This window comes from Leisingera sp. SS27 (assembly GCF_028368855.1).
Taxonomy (GTDB): Bacteria; Pseudomonadota; Alphaproteobacteria; order Rhodobacterales; family Rhodobacteraceae; genus Leisingera.
Genome location: NZ_JAQNCY010000014.1, coordinates 22,594 through 40,817 on the forward strand (window position 1 = coordinate 22,594; position 18,224 = coordinate 40,817).

An 18,224-nucleotide genomic window follows, 5' to 3' on the forward strand; every position below is an offset into this window, starting at 1 on the left:
GGAGAACTGTGAAAGACGCGTTGAGGCGACCTTAGGGGAGGCTGGTTTTCATTTCAACGCATGGAATAGCTGCAAAACAGTTGAAATCCGGTTTGCAGGACCGATTTTTTCCGTTCGTTGCGGCAAAGCCGCGAGCGCGGGGCGGCAGGCCGGGGCAGGAAATCCGGGCTGCCTCAGCGCTGCAGATGGCGGATCCGCACATAGCCGGTCTCTGCCCCGGCCCATTGCCGCGACTGCCAGACCAGGGCGCGCCCCGGGCGCGAATCAACCCAGTAATCGTTGACCACCACCCCGCCGGCGCCCTCGCAGTATTCCTGCAGATGGCGGACGGGGCGGGTGATTTCGACAATCTCCACCGTCTCCGGGCCCAGGTCGTGCAGCCTGCAGGCCATGTTCACCACCCTCTGGCCGTTGCCGTCGGCACGCAAGCTGTAGCGCCGGGCGCCGCCGCGGGCCGGGCCGCCAACGCCCTTTGCAGCCGGCACCTCAGCCGACAGCAGGCCGCCGCCGAGGCCGCGGGTGGCAATCACCATGCCCTGCCGGAAGGCAAGCGAGACATTGTCCTGGGTGCGCCAGACCTCGATGGTGCCGGGATGGCTGTCGCGGCGCTCCAGAACGCGGGTCAGATAGGCCTTGGCATCGCGGTTCTCGATGGTGACTTCGATGTAGTTCTGCGGCTGCTGGTCCAAGAGCGCCCGGGTCAGCGGTGCGGCGGGCGGCGCCGGCTTGCGGCGGCGGCTGATCTGTTCCCCCACCGCCTGCAGCACTTCCAGTTCGCCCGGCTTTTGCTCGGGGCCGCGGGCGCAGCCGCCCAGCAGCAGGGCGGCTGCCAGCAGGGCAGCGGTCACTCGGATCAGCGTCATTCCCAGAACCTCGCGCGCTGTTCTTCCAGGCTGCGGCGGTGGGCCGCGCGCACCGGAGCATAGAGCCGGTCCGGCACCACCACCTTCTGGCCGCCGTCGCGCTGGGTCGGGCGGATGGTCAGGCCGAAGCTGGAGCGCGACGGCTTGCCCAGGAGCCAGTCCACCGGAATGCTGAAGCGGAAGCCCTTGTCAAAGGAGCCCTCGCCGAAATCCTCGGCGGAGACATTGGTGAGGGTGAAGAAGGCGCCGACCAGGAAGCCGTTGTCGAATTCCCGGTTCAGGCTGAAGGTGCCGCCGTAATCGCCGGCCAGGTAGCGGCCCGCATCCACCTGCAGCTGGTAGCCGCGGTCCAGCTCGTAATAGGCAGAGGCATGGCCGGTCAGCACCCGGTAGTCACGGAAGGAAAACCGCTGGTCGAAATCGCGCTGCACCACATAGTTCAGATCCATGCCCAGGCCGAGGCGGCTGTTCACCGGCTTCCACAGCACCTCGCCGGAGATGCCGCCGTACATGCTCTCGAACAGGCCGGCGCTGGCGCGGGCATAGAGATTGCGGCCCGGCTTCCACAGGCGGCTGACATAGAGGTTTTCCAGGGTGGTTCCGAACTGGGCATATTCCACCTGGTCGGTGCGCACATGCGGCAGCACCGAGTTGGAGGCGCGGCCGTTCTTCACGTTGCCGGCCAGCCGCTGGCGGATGGCGCCGGCGATGCGCCAGCCGGGCGCGGGCGAATAGGAGGCGGCGAAATCCAGGCCCGCATCGATCCGGAACGGCTGCTCCGGGTCGAAATAGGCCGGTTTGGTATAGGGGCTCACTGAGGTGGCGAAAGCCGGGTACAGCTCTGCTGAGAACACCGCATCCGGCGGCAGCGGCCCGGCTTCGCTGATCCCGGTTGCAGCAAACAGCGCGTCCGGGGCATCGGGGTCGAACTCCAGCGCCTCCAGGTCGGAGCGGCGGATCTCGGCCGCCGCGAGGCCGGTGCCGCGGTGCACCGGCACCAGGCGGAAGGTCTCCACCGAGGGCGGCAGCGTCTGCGCCAGGGCGCGGGCGGCGCGGCCGGCCGCCTGCCCCGCCGAGCGGTAGCGCGGGTTGCGGTAGCGCAGTTCGGCCCGGGTGCCCTCGAGGGTGATCGCCTCCAGCACCAGCCCGTCCGCCTTCAGCGCCTCTGCTGCCAGGTCGCGGATCTGGCGCTGCTTGGTCTCGCTGGCGGCCCAGTCCCGGCTCCAGTGCGCCTGTTCGGTGGCCCAATGGCTGCGCGGTACAACCGGATGCGGTGCGGGCACCGCCATCGGTGTCGGCGGGTGCTTGGGGTTGAGCTGGATCTGGGCGGTGAGGCCGAACTCCGAGCCGTAGAGGTAATAGGCACCCAGGCGCAGCCGCTCCGAGTGCTGGTATTCGACCCCGAAGTTCGCGGCCGACTTGTGCTCGAACACATCAGAATCGCGGGTTTCGGTCACATAGGCATCGGTGGAATATTCCGCCTTGAAGCTCCAGCGCTCGTCCGGCTGCCATTCAAAGCCTGCAAAGGGGGACACCGTGCCGCGGAACCACTGGTCGGTGGCCAGCTCGCCGCCGGTGTCGCCGCCCACGAAACCGGGGCGGGTGCCGCCGGTGGTGGCGATGCCGCCGTTGCTGCCAAGCCGCCCCCAGCCCAATCCGCCGGTGAGCTTCAGCCGCCCGGGGCCCCTGCCCCAGCCCAGGGCGGCGGCTTCGAACCGTTTGGTGGCGACGAAATACTCTGCCGCATAGACCCCGGTGCCGGCGAAATCCTGCAGGCCGAGGGTGACCTCGGGCAGCCAGCGGCGCTCGCGCCAGAGCCGGGCGCGCACGTCGAAGCCGCGGTCGTAATAGGTGCTGAAGCCGAACAGGTTCAGGTCCTGGATGCCGTTGTAGCGGAAGCTGGCCGACAGCCAGGGCAGCGCCTGGAAGGTCATGTTGTAGCGGGAGATGCCGGCAAACCAGGAATAGGTGACCGCATACTGGCCGTCCGGCAGCATCTCGGCGCTTGGCAGGTCAATCAGACCGGGGGAGCCGTAGAAGTTGAGGCTGGGGGGCGGCAGCGGCTTCAGCCGCGGCGCCGCGGCGGCGGATCCCGGCCCGGTTTCCGGCGCTGCCTGCGGCGGCTGCGCCGGGCCAGGAGCGGCGGCCAGGCACAGCAGCATTGCCGGAACGGTCCTGCGCACAAGGGTCTTGATCGGGGTCACGGGGAAACCTGCCTTCTCGGAACTGCCTGCTGCCGGGTGCTGCGGCCCCGGACGTGTTATTTGCTGCCCCGCTTAGAGCATGGATGGCCGGGCCGGATCAATTGCTGCGGTGCCGGCGGCTGCGCTTTTGCCGGCGGTGCAGCCCGCAGGCCGCAGTTCCGGCCGCAGTCCGGGCCGCAGTTCCGCCTCTGCCCTCCGGCTTCCTTGTGCCGCCGGCCGCGGGCCGGTCAGCCGAACCAGTAGCAGCTGTTGCCGGCCACAAAGCCGTCGAGGCCTGCGGAGCGGGCGTAATGGCAAAGGTCGCTGGTCTTGTTGATGAAGCCCGCATCCGGGAAATTCAGCGAGGTATTGCACAGCACGCCAGTCCCCGACAGCGCCTTGAAGGCGGTCAGCAGATCGTGGAACGCCGGGTTCTGGCTGCGGCTGACGGTTTGCAGCCGGGCCGAGCCGTCGGCATGGGTGACCGCCTGCAGCCGCGGGTCGGTAACCTGGTGGAAATCCAGCATATGCGGCGCGGGCAGCGGGCCGCTGAAATGCCGCGCGGCGTCCTCTTCCAGGCAGGCGGGGGCCACCGGGCTGTCGTTAGTGCGGCCCTTGATGCGGTTCAGCCGCACCCGCATGGACGCCTCGAAGGGGGCGGCCAGAATCGAGCGGTTGCCAAGGGCGCGCGGGCCGATTTCGCAATTGCCGCGGGCCCAGCCAATGACTTTGCCCTCCAGAAGCGCCTGCGCCACGGTCTCCAGCTTCAGCTCTTCCATCCGGGCGCCGTTCAGCTCCCCGTTCATCGCCGCCCGGTCGTCCAGGAAAGGCTGGCCGCAATAGACGCTCCAGTCCAGCTTGGCGCGGCCGGTGAAATGGCGCATGGCATCCGCCGCCGTGCCGATGGCGCAGCCGGAATCGCCGGTGCAGGGCGGCACAAAGACATCCTGGAACAGGCCGCATTCGCGCCAGCGGCTGTTCCAGCCGCAGTTGAGGCCGCAGCCGCCGGAAATCAGCAGCGGATAGCCCTTGGTGAGGGTATGTGCCGCGAAATCGTGAAACCGGCGGAACAGCGCATCCTGCAGTTTCACCGCCATGTCGCGCAGCGCCTGGCTTTGGATGCCGGCATTGCAGAGCGGCGAGGCGGCCAGCCGCACCTTGTCCAGCGCCTGCTCCAGCGGCGCCTCCAGCAGATGGGTGATCAGTGCCTGTTCCTGCGTATCCGCCGCACCGTTGCGGCCCAGGGCGGCGGCGGCCATCAGCCGCCCGGGATCCTGCCGCCGCTGCTGTCCGGGCGGCAGCTGAAAGGCGGGATCCGCCAGCCCGTAGAGAGCCGCGAAGCGGGCGCCGGGTGCCTCCATCACCCGGCCCAGATGGCGGATCTCCAGATCCGCGGTGATCTCGTAGAAATCCCCCAGCACGCCTTCCCAGACCAGCACGTAGCAGGGCTCGCCCTGCGGGAAGGGCGACAGCGCATAGGCGCTCCAGATATGGGCGCGCTCATGGGTGGAGGAATAATAGTCCAGCGTCTTGCCGAAGAAGGTCTTCTTGCCGATCCGCTCGGAGCCCGGCCCGGTGCCGAAATAGCCGGCACCGGCGCTGGTGGCATGGGTGCGGCCGGTGCCGGACCAGCCGCTGAGCGCCAGCACGTCGGGCAGTTCCTTGAACCAGAGGCCCGCGTCGATGAAAGTGTCCGGGGTGACCGGCGCGGCGCGCGGGTGGCTGTCCTTTTCCGCCTCATAGGAAAACAGCAGCTGGCCGCGGGCGGCATCCGCCCCGGCAACGGTGCCGTCATGTCCGGATTTGAATGACAGGATCTTCATGGCCGGTTTCCCTTTCCCTGCCGGGCGGCGGTTTCTGTTCCGGCGCCGGTCTCACGGGCAATGATCTGCGCCGCCAGTTCCGCGCCGGCGGCGCTGAAATGCGCATCGGGCGCATAAAGCGCCCGGGGATCGGGGCTGGCTTCAAACCCCTCGGTGAGATCGATCATCCGCAGCCCGGCCCGGGCCGCCGACTGCGCCACGATCCGGCGCAGCGGATCATGCACGGAGCCGCTGCGGAACAGCCCGTGGAAGCGGTTGACCTCCGGAATGAACACCACCACCAGCTCACCGTCCCACTGCGCCGTGATGCCGGCCGCCCGCTGCAGCACCGCATCATAAAGCGGCATCGGCTGCGCTGCCTGCGGGTAATGCAGTCCAAGCACCGCGGCTGTTTTCTGCAGCGCGAGGAAGTTGCGCAGGAACTTCCGGCGGCTGGCGTATTCCAGCAGAGGCGGGCGGCTCTGCTGCCACCAGCCCCGGATCACCGGTTCCGCTTCGGCCTGGCGCTCCGGGCTGCCCGCCGGGCCGAAGCGGGCGTCTTCCTGCAGGGCTTCGGCCAGCCAGGGCAAGGCGGCTTCGCGCTCCAGATTGGTCCAGTCGTTGCCGGAAAAGAAGGCCATCACGGTGAGCCGCGGCTGCAGCAGCGGCCCGTAGCGGCCCAGCACCGCCAGCTCGTAGAGCGGCCCGGCGCCGCGGGTGCCGGAATTGACCAGGCCGGGAAAGCGCTGCCGCAGGCGGCTGGCCAGATCCTCGCCGTCGGGCAGGCACATGCCCTCGGCAAAGGAGTCGCCCAGGAGCAGCAGAGGGGCCGGCCGGGCCGGGGTGCCGCCGGGGTCCGGGTTGCGGAACCCGAAGCGGCCGGAGCGGTAGGTGACCGGCCCGCCGGCCCGGCTGCACAGGTAGACCGGCGCGCCGGGCCGGCCTTCCAGCACCGCCGCCTCCAGCCGGGCGGTGCCGAGCTCTTCGTTCAGGGCTTTGAATGTATAGGCCGGCGGCAGGCTGCGCTGATAGGGCACGGTATCTGCCGTTCTGCTGCCCAGCCCCAGCATTCCGGCCTGGGCGGGCAGGTGAAGCAGGGTCAGCCAGGCCTCGAACAGGAACAGAGCCGCCAGCACCGAAACCGTGGTGAGCCCGGTTATCAGCCGGGCGGCAGCGGGCAGCCGGAAGGCGGCGGCGGCGAGGACGAGCGCCAGCGCGCCGGGCACCGCCACATAGCGCAGGAAGCGGGGCAGCCCGGCCGTGAAATGCTCCGGATGCAGCAGCGCATAAGCGGCAATGGCCAGGAAATAGACCGCCGGGATCAGGCACAGCAGCCGTCCGGCGCCTCCCTGCCCTGCGGATATCTGTGCCATGCTGCGTCTCCTTGCCTGCCGTAATGGGCTTGCCGGCGCCGGTCAGTCCAGTTCGTATTTGGTTTCGTAATTCTCCCGCAGGGCCGGGTCCTGGTCCTCCTTGCGCAGCAGGCAGTTGCCCGCAGCCAGCAGGTCCATTTCGGTGCCCATGAAGCAGCGGAAGGCGTCTTCGGGGGTGCAGACGATCGGCTCGCCGCGCACGTTAAAGGAGGTGTTGACCACCAGCGGGCAGCCGGTGAGCGCCTTGAAGCGGGAAATCAGCGCATGGTAGTCCGGGTTGGTCTCCGCATGCACCGTCTGCACCCGGGCGGAATAATCCACATGGGTCACCGCCGGGATCTCCGAACGCGCCACGTTCAGCTTGTCGATGCCGAACAGCGCCTCCTCCTCGGCGCTCATCTGCCGCCGCCGCCCGGGCTGCACCCCGGCCACCAGCAGCATGTAAGGGCTGCAGCTGTCCAGTTCGAACCAGCTGCCTGCGTCCTCGGCCAGAACCGAGGGCGCAAACGGGCGGAAGCTTTCACGGTACTTGACCTTGAGGTTCAGGATCTTCTGCATCGAAGGCGAGCGCGGATCGCCCAGAATCGAGCGGCCGCCAAGCGCCCGCGGCCCGAATTCCATCCGCCCCTGGAACCAGCCCACCGCCTTGCCCTCGGCCAGCGCCTGCGCGGTCAGGCCGGTCAGCTCGTCCCTGCTGTGGGTGGTGAAGCGGGCGCCGGCGGCGCTGAGCCCGTCCGCCACTTCGCTGTCGGCAAACTGCGGCCCCAGATAGGCACCGCGCATGGCGTCGCAGCCATTGACCCGGCGCGGCTGCTGCAGTTCCTGGTGCCAGGCGGCATAGGCGGCCCCCAGGGCGCCGCCGGCATCACCTGCCGCGGGCTGCACCCAGAGGTTTTCAAAGGCGCCATCGCGCAGGATCCTGCCGTTGGCCACGCAATTGAGCGCCACGCCGCCGGCCATGCAGAGATTGGGAATGCCGTATTCCTGCGCCAGGCTGCGGGTCATCCGCAGCACGATCTCCTCGGTCACCTTCTGGATCGAGGCGGCCACATCCATGTGGAACTGGGTCAGCGGATCGGTTTCCGGCTTGCGCACCGGCGCGCCGAACAGTTTTTCCAACGCCGGCGCGGTCATGGTGAGGCCGGAGATGTAGTTGAAATAGGCCTGGTTCAGCCGGAACGACCCGTCCGCCTTGAGATCGACCAGATGATCGAGGATCAGATCATAGAACCGCGGCTCGCCATAGGGGGCCAGCCCCATCAGCTTGTACTCGCCGGAGTTCACCTTGAAGCCGGTGTAATAGGTGAAGGCGGAATAGAGCAGCCCCAGCGAATGCGGGAAATGCAGCTCCTTCACCATCTTCAGATCATGGCCGCGGCCGATGGCGACGGTGGTGGTGGCCCATTCGCCGACCCCGTCCAGCGTCAGCACCACCGCCTCCTCGAAGGGCGAGGGGTAAAAGGCGCTGGCGGCGTGGCTCATGTGGTGTTCGGCAAACAGCAGCTTTTCATCGCTGAACCCGGCATCGCAGCGGCGCAGCTCCTTGGTCAGCAGATCCTTCAGGAACAGTTTCTCGCGCAGCCAGACCGGCATCGCCATGCGGAAGGAGTTGAACCCCTTCGGCGCCACTGCAAGATAGGTTTCCAGCAGCCGTTCGAATTTCAGGAACGGCTTGTCGTAGAACACCGCGTGATCCACCTGGTCCAGGGTGATGCCCGCCTCCTTGAGCACATAGGCAATGGCATGGGCGGGAAAGCCCGGGTCATGCTTGCGGCGGGTGAAGCGCTCCTCCTGGGCAGCGGCAACAATCCCGCCGTCGCGCAGCAGCGCCGCTGCACTGTCATGATAGAGTGCCGAAATCCCCAGCAGATAGGTCATGGGATCAGAACAGCGTGTAGATGAAGGGCGCCACCGCGGAGCCCTGGCTGAGCACGATCAGCGCGCCGAACAGGCTCAGCACGATCAGGATCGGCAGCAGCCAGAATTTCTTGCGCTGCCGCAGGAACAGCCAGATCTCGGACACAAATGACATGGATAAGGCTCCCCCCGTTTACCCATAACCGTTAAAACTGGCGCTTCATGCTGTTCGGCGGCGCCTCTCTCTCGATCCAGTAGCTTTCGGCCTCCGGCTCCAGCTTGAGCGCCAGCAGATCCTTGCCCCGCAGCCGCAGCAGCAGGCCCATCGGCACAAAGGCCGCCAGAAAGGTCAGCGCCATGACCAGCGGCGCAACAATGGCTCCGAGAAGCATGCCGAACCTGAACCACAGCCGGTTCGGGCCGCGCAGCACGGCCGGCGCTGCAAAGGCCAGAACCAGAAAGACCGCCGCAATGAGCAGGAACAGCAGCCGGACACCGCCGCCGGACAGCAGCGGCCACAGGCCGATCAGCCCGAAAACCACTGCAAAAACGATGCCAAAACTGCGCTCTGAGCCGTTCTGGACCGGCACATTGGCGTGAAAATCGGCCATACCCCCGACCACCTGAAAACCTTTAACTCTGTTTGATATAGCGGGGAAAGACAGCGCAGCAAGGCCGGGCCCCGGTGGCGCCGGGCGGCAGGCGGCCTTTGCGCTTGAGAAGGCCCGGCCCCACGCTAGTCTCTTAAGGCCAGGACCAAAGGGTCCTGCTTCCAGGGCATGGTTCTGCCGGCGCAGCAGCCCGCCCGGGCGTTGCAGGGAAACGCGTCATGCTGCGGAGAGTGCTGAGTTGAACATTTTGAACGAGACGTCTTCCCAGACCGGGCCCGCGCGCCGTCCGCCCGCCCGCCCCAATGCAGGCCTGCGGCTCAGCTTTGCGATGTTCGTCAGCTGGCTGCGCCGCTACCTCTGGCTGATGCTGCTGCTGATCTCGGCCTGCACCGGCGGCGCCTGGCTGCTGCTGGAATATATTCCCGAACGCTATACCGCCCGGGCCACCATCGTGCTGACCCAGGCTGACATCCGGGTCAGTGCCGCGCAGCAGGTGCTGGAGAGCGAGGCCCTGTCGCGCTACCAGATCGAGACCGAGCTGGATTACCTGCGGTCCAATGCGTTCCTGGAGGATGTGGCCGGGCGGCTGGGGCTGCAGCAGGATCCGGCATTCAACCCCTATCTGGCACAGGCTGCGGACGGAACATCAGCGGCGGGGGATGCGGGCGCGGCATCGCCTGAGATGCAGCGGGCAGCAGTCACTGCGGCGCTGCAGTCCGTCATCACCGTGGCCCGGCGCGGCGACAGCCTGGCGATCGACATCCTGACCCGGTCAGGCTCCGCGCAGCAGGCGGCGGATATCGCCAATGCGGTGGCAGAGCGTTATATCGCAGGCTCGCTGGAGACCCGCCGGGCCGAGGTGCGTGCTTCGGTGGAGTTCCTGGGCCGCCGCATCGCGGCGCTGAACGAAGAGCTGGCGCAGAGCGAGATCCGCATTGCCGCCTTCATCCGCGAGAATCAGCTCGACGATCCGGACCGGACCGCGGAAATGCAGGGCGAGCTGCAGCGGCTGGCGGCCCGGATCGCACTGGCCGGGCAAAGCGGCCGCAGTGCGGAGCTGCAGGCGCGCCATGAGGCGCTGCAGGGGGAGCTGAACCGGCGCACCCGGGCGGAGCTGACCCTGCTGAACCTGCAGCGCCAGTTTGATGCCGAGGTGGCGCGCTACCAGACCTTTGCCGAGCGCCGCAACACGCTGGAGGCGCAGATCGACATCCTGACACCGGGCGCCCGGCAGATCACCCGGGCGGATGTGCCCTCTGCTCCGGCCTTCCCGAACCGGCCGCTGATCCTGGCGGCGGGGTTTCTGGGCGGGGTCGCGCTGGCGGGCGGGGTGGCGTTCCTGTGTGAGCTCACCGACCGGCGGATCTGGATCGGCAGCCACGCAGAGACTGTGACCGGACTGCCCAATCTGGCGGTGGTGCCGCGGCTCGAGGCACGCGGGCTGAACCGGCCCGGGGCGCTGATCCGCCATTGCCAGGAGCACCCGCGCAACGCCTATACGGAATCCATGCGCGGGCTGCTGACCCTGCTGTCCGGCACCCGCGCGGCCGGCAGCGCTCCGGTGGTGGCGGTGACCTCGGCGCTGGCGGATGAGGGCAAATCGACGCTGGCGCTGTCGCTGGCGCTGGCCGCGGCACAGGAAGGCGAGAAGGTGCTGCTGATCGATTTCGACGTCTACAAGCACGGGGTGACCCGGATGGCCGGGCAGAAAGCCTCGCCGCAGCTGCCGGCCGGGGTCTGGAGCAAAAGCAGCCAGGTCAGCCGCAAGGTGCTGCGGGACGGGGTGGCCCCGGGGGTGGATCTCTTGAATTTCAAGCACAACGCGGCGATCCCGCGCGAGATGCCGGCCGGGGCGGAAGCGTCCCGGTCGATGGCCATGCTGCGCAGCATCTATGACCTGATCCTGCTGGACACGCCGCCGGTTCTGCTGACCCAGGATGCGGTCCGGGTGGCGGGGCTGGCCGACACGGTGCTGCTGCTGGCCCATTGGGGCAGGACCACCGAGGAGGCGCTGGAGAACGCTGCCGGGCTGCTGAGCATGAACCGGGTGCCCGCCAGCGGCACTGTCCTCGCGGGCGTCGATCCGGCGCGCTACCAGCGCTATGGCTACGGCACCTACTACGGCGGCTATTATGCCGGCTATGGCAGCGGCTAGGGCCTGAGCCGGAACCGTTTCAGGGCAGCTGCCCGAGGCCGGAACAGCCAGGCTGCCGCCCCGAAAGGGCAGGTTCTTGCCGCCCGGCACCGCCCCGATGGGCGGAAATCATCCGGTTCCGGCGGCCCGGGCACAAGGCGCTGGCCCCCGGCTTGCGCCCGCGCCAAGGGAAGAACAGGCAGATTTCCGGAATGGAGCAGGCATGAAAATTTACGGAACGGACGCCAGCGAGCGGCTCCGGGGCAGCGCGCTGGGGGATCTCATTGCCGCCTATCTGGGCAATGACACCCTGGAAGGCGGTGAAGGCAACGACACGCTTTACGGCGGCGGGGGCGATGATTTCTTCAAGGGCGGGCCGGGCCGCGACCGGATTTACGGCGGCAGCGGCAACGACAGCCTGGAAGGCGGCGATGGCAATGACAGCCTCTATGGCGGCGATGGCTACAATGTCATCGAGGGCGGCGACGGCAACGACCTGATCAAGGGCGGCAGTCTCTACGACCGGATCCTCGCGGATGGCGGCGACGACACCATTTATGGCGGCGGCGGCCAGGATTATATCCAGGGCGGCTACGGCAATGACCTGATTTATGCCGGAGCCGGCAATGACGGGTTTTCCAATGAACCGGATCCGGTGACCGGGGTGCTGATCACCCAGTCTGTGAGCGGCGGGGCCGGCCATGACACCATCTACGGCCAGGGCGGCGACGACAAGCTCAAGGGCCAGGCCGGCGATGACTGGGTCTATGGCGGCACCGGCAATGACAGCGTCGACGGCGGTGACGGCAACAACTATCTGTATGGCGGCAGCGGCAATGATGTGCTGGACAGCGAGGTCGGCAACGACCGGCTGTTTGGCGGCAGCGGCAACGACAGCCTGAGCTCGGGCCAGGGCGATGACACGCTGTCCGGCGGCACCGGCAACGACGTGATCAGTTCCGAGGATGGCAATGACCTCATTTGGGCCGGGGACGGCGATGATCTGATCTACACCGGCACCGGGGCCACCCGGATCTTCGGCGGCAGCGGCCGGGACACCATCATCGCGGGCCAGGGCAGCGACCGGATCTGGGGCGGTGCCGATGCCGACTGGTTTGCCTTCAAGGGCGCCCGGGTGCAGAACGGCAATGACACGCTTGAGGACTACCAGGACGGTCTCGACCGCATCATCATCGAGAAGAACGGCATGACCGCCTATGCGCCCGGCGGCGCGGCCGGCACGGTCTATGCCCGCGATCTGGCTTCCGGCGACGTGATGCTTGATGTGGTGACCGGCGGCGGCTACGCCTTCGAAATCCTGGTCCGTGACCGCGACGGCAGCCTGGATGCGGCCGATTTCAGCGCCAGCGACTTCATCCTCAGCTGACCGGGGCGTAGCCGGATGGCTTTTTTACACTACCATTGCGGGAGAGGCATGGCCTGACCCGGTTTCTCTGACGCGTCTTCCGGGCCTGTCCGGCCGGCTGCTGCAGCCGGCGGTTTCAGACAACGGAGAGTGTTACGAGTTTGTCCGCGCCCAGCCCTTTCCCTGCAGCCCAGGAGCTGCCGCCGACGCCGTCAGGCCGCCCGGAGGCCCGGATCGGCCTGGGCGGCGCCGCGGCGGTGCTGCAGCGCAACCTGCCGCTGGCGGCGGCGGTGCTGGCCGCTGTGATGGGGCTGGCGGCCTGGGCGCTGTACCGCAGCGGCCCGCAGTACCTGGCCGAGGCCACCCTGGTGCTGGAACAGAGCAGCCGGACCATCGACAGCGGGCTGTCCCAGGTGCGCCAGCACCGGCTGACACCGGTGCAGATTATGACCGAGGTGGAGGTCTTGCGCTCGCGCAGCTTTGCGGCAGAGGCAGCGGCCCGCATGGGGCTGGCGCAGGACCCGGCCTTCAATCCCTATTCCGCAGCTCCCGGCGCGGCGCCGGTGCCGCCGGACAGGGTGCAGGCAGCGGTGGCGGCGCAGCTGCAGGAGCGGTATTCGGTGCTGCTGCACCGGGGCAGCCTGACGATCACGGTGCTGGCGCGCGACAGCGACGGCGCCCGGGCCGCGCGGATTGCCGACGGGGTGGTGCAGACCTATGTGGCGCAGACCCTGGAAACCCGCCGCGCGCAGGCAGCCCGGGCGGCGGCGGCGCTGGAGCAGCGGATTGCCGGGCTGGAGGCCAGCCTGGCAGAGGCGGAGGAGGCGCTGTCGGGGCTGGTGCGCTCCAATGCGCTGGACAGCCGCCAGCAGCAGCAGCAGTTGCTGCTGCAATTGCGGCAGGCCTATCTGCAGCTGGAGTATCTGGAGCAGGAAACGCCGGAAGACGGCGATGCGCGGGCGGTGCTTGGGGCGGAGCTGTCCAGGCTGGCCGGCGCGCTGGAGACCCGGACACGGGCCGAACAGACGCGCAAGACAATGGAACGCCGCCTGGCGGATCTCAGCGAGAGCCATGCGGCGCTGCAGCGGCAGCTGCATGACCTGGGCACCCAGGCCGGGCTGCTGCTGCCGCTGGCGCGGCAGATTTCCCGGGCGGTGGTGCCGCCGCAACCCAATCTGCCCAGTTACCGGACGGTGCTGGCGGGCAGTTTTACCGGCGGCCTGGCGCTGGCGCTGGTGGCGGTGCTGCTGCGCGAGGCGCTGGACAGCCGGGTCTTTTCCGGCCGGATGCCGCTGCACGGCTACGGCCTGCGGGGCAGCGTGCCGTTTCCGGCCATTCCGCGGCCGGCCCGGCGCAGCCTGCCCGTGCTGTCCGCGCTGCTGGCGCGGCGCACGCCCGCCGCTGCCGCCGCCGAGGCGGTCCGGCATCTCCTGTCGCTGCTGTGCCGCAGCGGCACCGGGGACCAGGAACCGCAGCCGGGCCTGAGCTTCACGGTCACCGCCGCCCAGCCCGGCAGCGGGCATGGGCTGGTGGCCCTGTGCCTGGCGGCCTCTGCCGCCAGCGAGGGGCACCGGGTGCTGCTGGTCTGCCTGGACGCGGACCCGGTCCGGCAACTGCCGCTGCTGCAGGGGCTGCAGCCCTCACCGCATCTGTTCGAAGACCTGCTGGAAGACCCGGCGCTGCTGGCGCGGGAGGTCAGCGTGGCGGCAGAGTGGATCGACGTGCTGCTGCCCGCGGCGGGCTCGCAGGTGCCGCTGAACCTTGCCGCCAGCCCTGACACAAGGGCTGCGCTGACCCGGCTGCAGCGGGAGTATGACATCATCCTGTACTGGGCGCCGCCGGTGCTGCAAAGCGCGGTTGCCGCCCGTTTGGCGCCGGTCGCCGGGCAGACTGTTCTGGTGGTGCGCGACCGCCATACCGGCAGCCAGGCGCTGCTGCAGGCACTGGAGGTTATGGAGCATACGGGCACCCCGCTGCAGGGGGTGCTGAATTGCGGATAGCCGGGAGCAGCAGAATGCGGGGGATGATCAGCTTTTTCTGCCTGAGCCTGGCTGCGGCCGCCGCCGCGGCGGATCCGCGGCCGGCTTTTCCCGGCGCCGCCGGCTATGGCGCCTTTGCCACCGGCTGGCGCGGCGGCGAGATCCGCAAGGTGACGAGCCTGGCGGACCATGGCCCCGGCAGCCTGCGCGCCTGTGCCGAGGGCCGCAGCCCGCGGGTCTGCATCTTTGCGGTTGGCGGCACCATCGTCCTGGACAGCCCGCTGAGGCTGGGGCCGGACCTGTATCTGGCCGGGCAGACCGCGCCGGGCGGCGGCATCCAGATCCGCCTCGGCCAGGCCGCAAATACCCCGGTGGTGATCAAGAACAGCCATGATGTGGTGGTCCGTTTCCTGAAGATCCGCCCGGGCGCCCCGTCCCGGCCCAGCCCCAGCGTTGATGCGGTGACGGTGGAGAACGCGCAGCGGGTCTATCTCGACCATCTGTCGCTGATGTATGCCACCGACGAGCTGTTCAACATCCATGTGTCCAACGCCCAGGCCGCGGATATCACCCTGGCCAACAGCATCCTGGCCTGGGGGCTGGACCGGGCCAACCATCCCAAGGGGCGCCACTCCAAGGGCGCATTGATCTGTTCCGGAGACGGCCCCCGGCCGGAGTGCGGCAGGGTCACGCTGTGGCGCAACCTGTTTGCCCACAACCGCGACCGCAATCCGGATGTGAATGCCACCGGCACCGGCCCAGTCGAGGTGCTGAACAATGTCTTTTACAATCCGGTCAGCCAGTTCGGGGAATTCTACAACCTCTATGGCGATACCCGGATCACCTATGCCGGCAATCTGGCGCTGGCCGGGCCCAGCACCATCCGCCCGCGCCCGCCCGCGGCCGAGGCCTTTCCCTTTGAACCGGATCATGCGCTGGACATCCAGGCCTGGGACAATCTGGCACTGGACCGCGGCCGGGGCTGCGGCCGCGCACAGCCGCTGGAACTTTGGGGCGCCGAAGCCCGGAAACGCTTGCTTTCCGCTCCCCCGGACCCGCCTTCGGCGCCTCTGATCCCTGCGGCGGAAGTGCTGCAGGCGGTTCTGGCCGGGGCCGGAGACCGCACGCCGTCGCGGCCCCGTGACGCGCAGGATGCGCAGGCGGCGGCAGAGGCTGCGGACTGCCGCGGCCGGGTGGCGGACCGGGCGGAAGAGGCCGGCGGCTGGCCGCAGCTGCCGCCGGCGCAGGCGCCGGCGGACAGCGATGGCGACGGGCTGCCGGACCTGTGGGAGGCCGCCCGGCCGGGGCTGGATCCGGCCGTGCCCTCCGACCCCTGGGCGGCGGATCCGCACAGCGGCCTGCCCTACATCGAGGCCTGGCTGGCCGAGCTGGCGGGCGACCGGGCGGTGCCGCAATGAAGGCCGGGACGGCCGACCGCGCCCGCGGGCGCCATCCGGTGCTGCGCCGCATCGTGCGCAATGCCTCCTGGGTGCTGGCGGCGCAGATCCTGAGTGCGCTTCTGGGGCTGGCCAGCCTTGCCTTTGCGGCCCGGGCCCTGGGCACGGCGGGGCTTGGGGTGCTGGCGGCGGCGCAGGCCTATGGCTGGATTGTGAACCGGCTTCTGCATCTGGAGCCCTGGCAAAGCGTGCTGCGGTTCGGTGTCGAGGCACAGGAGGCAGGCCAGCAGCAGCGGTTCCTGCGGCTGGTGAAATTCTCGCTGCTGGCGGATCTGGCGGGCGGCGTGCTGGCGGGCGGCGCAGCGCTGGCGGCGGCGCCTGCAGCGGCGGGCTGGCTGCAGCTGGGACCTGACGGCAGCAGCTATCTGATGCTGCTGGCGCTGGCGCTGTTCCTGAACCTGCGGCCCACCGGTCTGGCAGTGCTGCGGGTGCTGGACCGTTTCGACCTGCTGGCCAAGGCGGACGCGGCGGTGGCGGCGGTGCGGCTGGGGCTGTGCGCGGCGGCCTGGGCGGCGGGGCTGGGGCTGTGGGGGTTCCTGCTGATTGCGCTGCTGGAGGGGCTGGCCAGCGGGCTGGCTGCCTTTGTTCTGGCGCTGCGGCAGCTGCGCCGGGGCGGGCACGGCAGCCTGCGGCAGCTGCCGCTGGCCGGGCTGCGGCGCGAAAACCCGGGGCTGCTGCGGCTGCTGTGGAATTCCAATATCAACGTGATCCTGCGCCAGAGCGTGCAGCGGCTGGACGTGATCCTGCTGACGGCGCTGGCCGGTCCGGCGGCGGCGGGCAGTTTCCATCTGGCGCGGCGGCTGGGCGAGGCGGCGCTGAAACTGGGCCGCCCGCTCAATCAGGCGGTCTACCCGGAGTTTGCCCGCAAATGGGCCGCCGGGGACGCGGCCGGGCTGCGGCGGCTGGCGCTGGGGCTGTGCGCCGCAATTGCGGCCTCCGGCCTGCTGCTGCTGGCACTGCTGGCGCCGGTCATGGCGCCGCTGCTGACGCGGCTGTTCGGCGCAGAGTTTGCCGCGGCCGCCCCGGCGGTCTGCGTGCAGATGGCGGCGGCGGTGCTGCTGCTGACCGGGATGATGCTGGGCAATGCGCTGCTCAGCTGCGGCCGTGACAGCTGGCTGGTGCGGATGTCGCTGGCGGCCAGCGCCCTGTTCCTGGCAGCGCTGGCAGTGCTGATACAGCTGGCCGGGCCGCTGGGGGCGGCGCTGGCGCATCTGGTGCTGGGGCTGGTTCTGACCGCGGGCAACGGCTGGCTTCTGCTGCGGCCGGGGCCGCGCAGCGGCGGGGCGGCGCCATGAGGCCCCGGGAGATGCCCGTGCCGCTGTCCGCGCGGCGGCCGCGGCCCGGAACCGCCGGGGCCATCACCCTGGGCCACCTGGAATTTGCGCTGGTGGCGGCCGCGGTGATGCTGGCCCCGGTCAACTACTGGCGCCTGGGCGTGGCCTATTTCACCCTGAGCGATGTCTTTGCCCTGTGCAGCTTTGCGGTGATGCTGGCCCGCGGCCGGCTGCCGCTGCGGCCGCTGGGGGCGGCAGGCGGGATCTGGTTCGGCTCGGTGTTCCTGCTGCTGCTGGGTTTCCTGACAGGCTCGGTGCTGAACGGCGATGCGCTGGATGGCGCCCAGGGGATCCTGCAGTACAGTTTTTCACTGCTGCTGCTGCCGATGGTCCTGCTGCGGCGGACGCGGCAGGAAACCGTGCTGCTGATCAAGCTGCTGGTGCTGTCGCTGGTGCTGGTGATGATCCATGGCGCCTATTATGTGCATTTCCATCCGGACGACTGGCGCTTTGTCTCTCCCAACGGGCGGCTGAAGTCAGTGATCGAACGGGTCAACGCCACCGGCACCCTGGCGGCGCTGGCCATCCTGTTCACGCTGTGGCTGCGGCTGGCCGGGGCGATTGGGCCGGCGCTGGCGCTGCTGGCCTGGGCGGTGCTGGGATACGGGCTGCTGCTGACGGCCTCCAATACCGGTTTTTTCCTGGCCGCGGCCGGGCTGCTTGTGTTTGCGCTCTGCCTGGGCGCGGTGCGGATCCTGGCGGCGGTGATGCTGTTCGCGGCGGTGGCGGGCATCGCGGTCTATTTCTGGGGCGAACTGTTCCTGCCGGAGGCTTTCCAGCAGCGGGTGCTGGGAGCGCTGCGCAGCGGCAACCTGGCCGAGGCCGGCACGTTCGGCGACCGCCTCCTGCTGATGCAGGAGGCGGTGCGGATCGCCGACGGCACCATCTGGAGCGGGCTGGGCATCGACCAGTACCGGATGGTCAGCCGGTTTTCGGCACCGGTGCACAATGCCTATCTGCTGATCCTGGCAGAGGGCGGGCTGGTGTCGCTGCTGGGACTGGCAGGACTGCTGATGACCGGCGTCTGGCTGGGCTGGCACGAGCGGGCGCACCAGCACCGGGCCCTGTCGCCGGCGCTGACCCTGGCCACGGTGCTGATGCTGGCCCTGGCGCTGACCGGGATCACCCATTTCTATGCCCGTTTCTGGCTGGTGCCCTGGCTGCTGGCCCTGGCTGCCAGCCTGTCCCCGGATCCGGCCCGCGGCGGGACGGCGCCCGATTGAGCGCAACGGGCCGGCGGCAGGCTGGGCGGGCAGGCTGGACGG

Annotated in this window: 13 protein-coding genes; 6 read left to right on the forward strand and 7 right to left on the reverse strand. The window is 69.0% G+C overall.

The annotated features are described in order from the left end of the window. Positions 1-173: 173 nt before the first annotated feature. The 7 genes from N6L27_RS20395 to N6L27_RS20425 all read right to left on the reverse strand — a co-directional run bounded on the left by N6L27_RS20395 (position 174) and on the right by N6L27_RS20425 (position 8,689). The gene (locus N6L27_RS20395) at positions 174-863 is read right to left on the reverse strand and encodes a YjbF family lipoprotein (protein WP_271909272.1); all 690 of its coding nucleotides are present in this window, start codon (positions 861-863) and stop codon (positions 174-176) included. Beyond that, positions 860-3,067, reverse strand: coding sequence for a YjbH domain-containing protein (locus tag N6L27_RS20400; RefSeq protein ID WP_271909273.1), 2,208 nt, complete (start codon positions 3,065-3,067; stop codon positions 860-862). Before N6L27_RS20400 ends, N6L27_RS20395 begins: the two co-directional genes overlap by 4 nt. Positions 3,068-3,294: 227 nt before the next feature. After that, positions 3,295-4,869 carry a carbamoyltransferase C-terminal domain-containing protein gene (locus N6L27_RS20405; protein WP_271909274.1) on the reverse strand — a complete coding sequence of 525 codons (1,575 nt, stop codon included), beginning with the start codon at positions 4,867-4,869 and terminating at the stop codon, positions 3,295-3,297. Continuing rightward, entirely contained in the window at positions 4,866-6,221 is a 1,356-nt protein-coding gene (locus N6L27_RS20410; protein ID WP_271909275.1) for a GDSL-type esterase/lipase family protein, read from the reverse strand. The genes N6L27_RS20405 and N6L27_RS20410 overlap by 4 nt, the downstream gene beginning before the upstream one ends. A 42-nt stretch (positions 6,222-6,263) precedes the next feature. After that, positions 6,264-8,099 carry a carbamoyltransferase family protein gene (locus N6L27_RS20415; protein WP_271909276.1) on the reverse strand — a complete coding sequence of 612 codons (1,836 nt, stop codon included), beginning with the start codon at positions 8,097-8,099 and terminating at the stop codon, positions 6,264-6,266. Between the two features lie 4 nt (positions 8,100-8,103). Continuing rightward, positions 8,104-8,253: a DUF5989 family protein gene (locus N6L27_RS20420; RefSeq protein WP_260019163.1), complete on the reverse strand. Its 150-nt coding sequence runs from the start codon at positions 8,251-8,253 to the stop codon at positions 8,104-8,106. A 31-nt stretch (positions 8,254-8,284) separates the two neighbouring features. Beyond that, the gene (locus tag N6L27_RS20425; RefSeq protein ID WP_271909277.1) at positions 8,285-8,689 is read right to left on the reverse strand and encodes an SxtJ family membrane protein; all 405 of its coding nucleotides are present in this window, start codon (positions 8,687-8,689) and stop codon (positions 8,285-8,287) included. Positions 8,690-8,927: 238 nt separating this feature from the next. On the opposite strand from N6L27_RS20425, the gene N6L27_RS20430 reads away from it, so the two are divergent. The 6 genes from N6L27_RS20430 to N6L27_RS20455 all read left to right on the forward strand — a co-directional run bounded on the left by N6L27_RS20430 (position 8,928) and on the right by N6L27_RS20455 (position 18,182). Next, complete coding sequence (locus tag N6L27_RS20430) at positions 8,928-10,844, forward strand: GumC family protein (protein WP_271909278.1); 1,917 nt, start codon at positions 8,928-8,930, stop codon at positions 10,842-10,844. A 202-nt stretch (positions 10,845-11,046) separates the two neighbouring features. Then, a complete protein-coding gene (locus N6L27_RS20435; protein ID WP_271909279.1) occupies positions 11,047-12,210 on the forward strand; it encodes a calcium-binding protein in 1,164 nt (387 codons plus the stop codon). 140 nt (positions 12,211-12,350) lie between these two features. Then, positions 12,351-14,189 carry a hypothetical protein gene (locus N6L27_RS20440; protein WP_271909280.1) on the forward strand — a complete coding sequence of 613 codons (1,839 nt, stop codon included), beginning with the start codon at positions 12,351-12,353 and terminating at the stop codon, positions 14,187-14,189. Between the two features lie 14 nt (positions 14,190-14,203). Beyond that, positions 14,204-15,586: a pectate lyase family protein gene (locus tag N6L27_RS20445; protein WP_271909281.1), complete on the forward strand. Its 1,383-nt coding sequence runs from the start codon at positions 14,204-14,206 to the stop codon at positions 15,584-15,586. Then, positions 15,583-16,920, forward strand: coding sequence for a lipopolysaccharide biosynthesis protein (locus N6L27_RS20450; RefSeq protein WP_271909282.1), 1,338 nt, complete (start codon positions 15,583-15,585; stop codon positions 16,918-16,920). The genes N6L27_RS20445 and N6L27_RS20450 overlap by 4 nt, the downstream gene beginning before the upstream one ends. Before the next feature lie 17 nt (positions 16,921-16,937). Further along, positions 16,938-18,182, forward strand: coding sequence for an O-antigen ligase family protein (locus N6L27_RS20455; protein WP_271909283.1), 1,245 nt, complete (start codon positions 16,938-16,940; stop codon positions 18,180-18,182). The last annotated feature ends 42 nt before the right edge of the window (positions 18,183-18,224 follow it).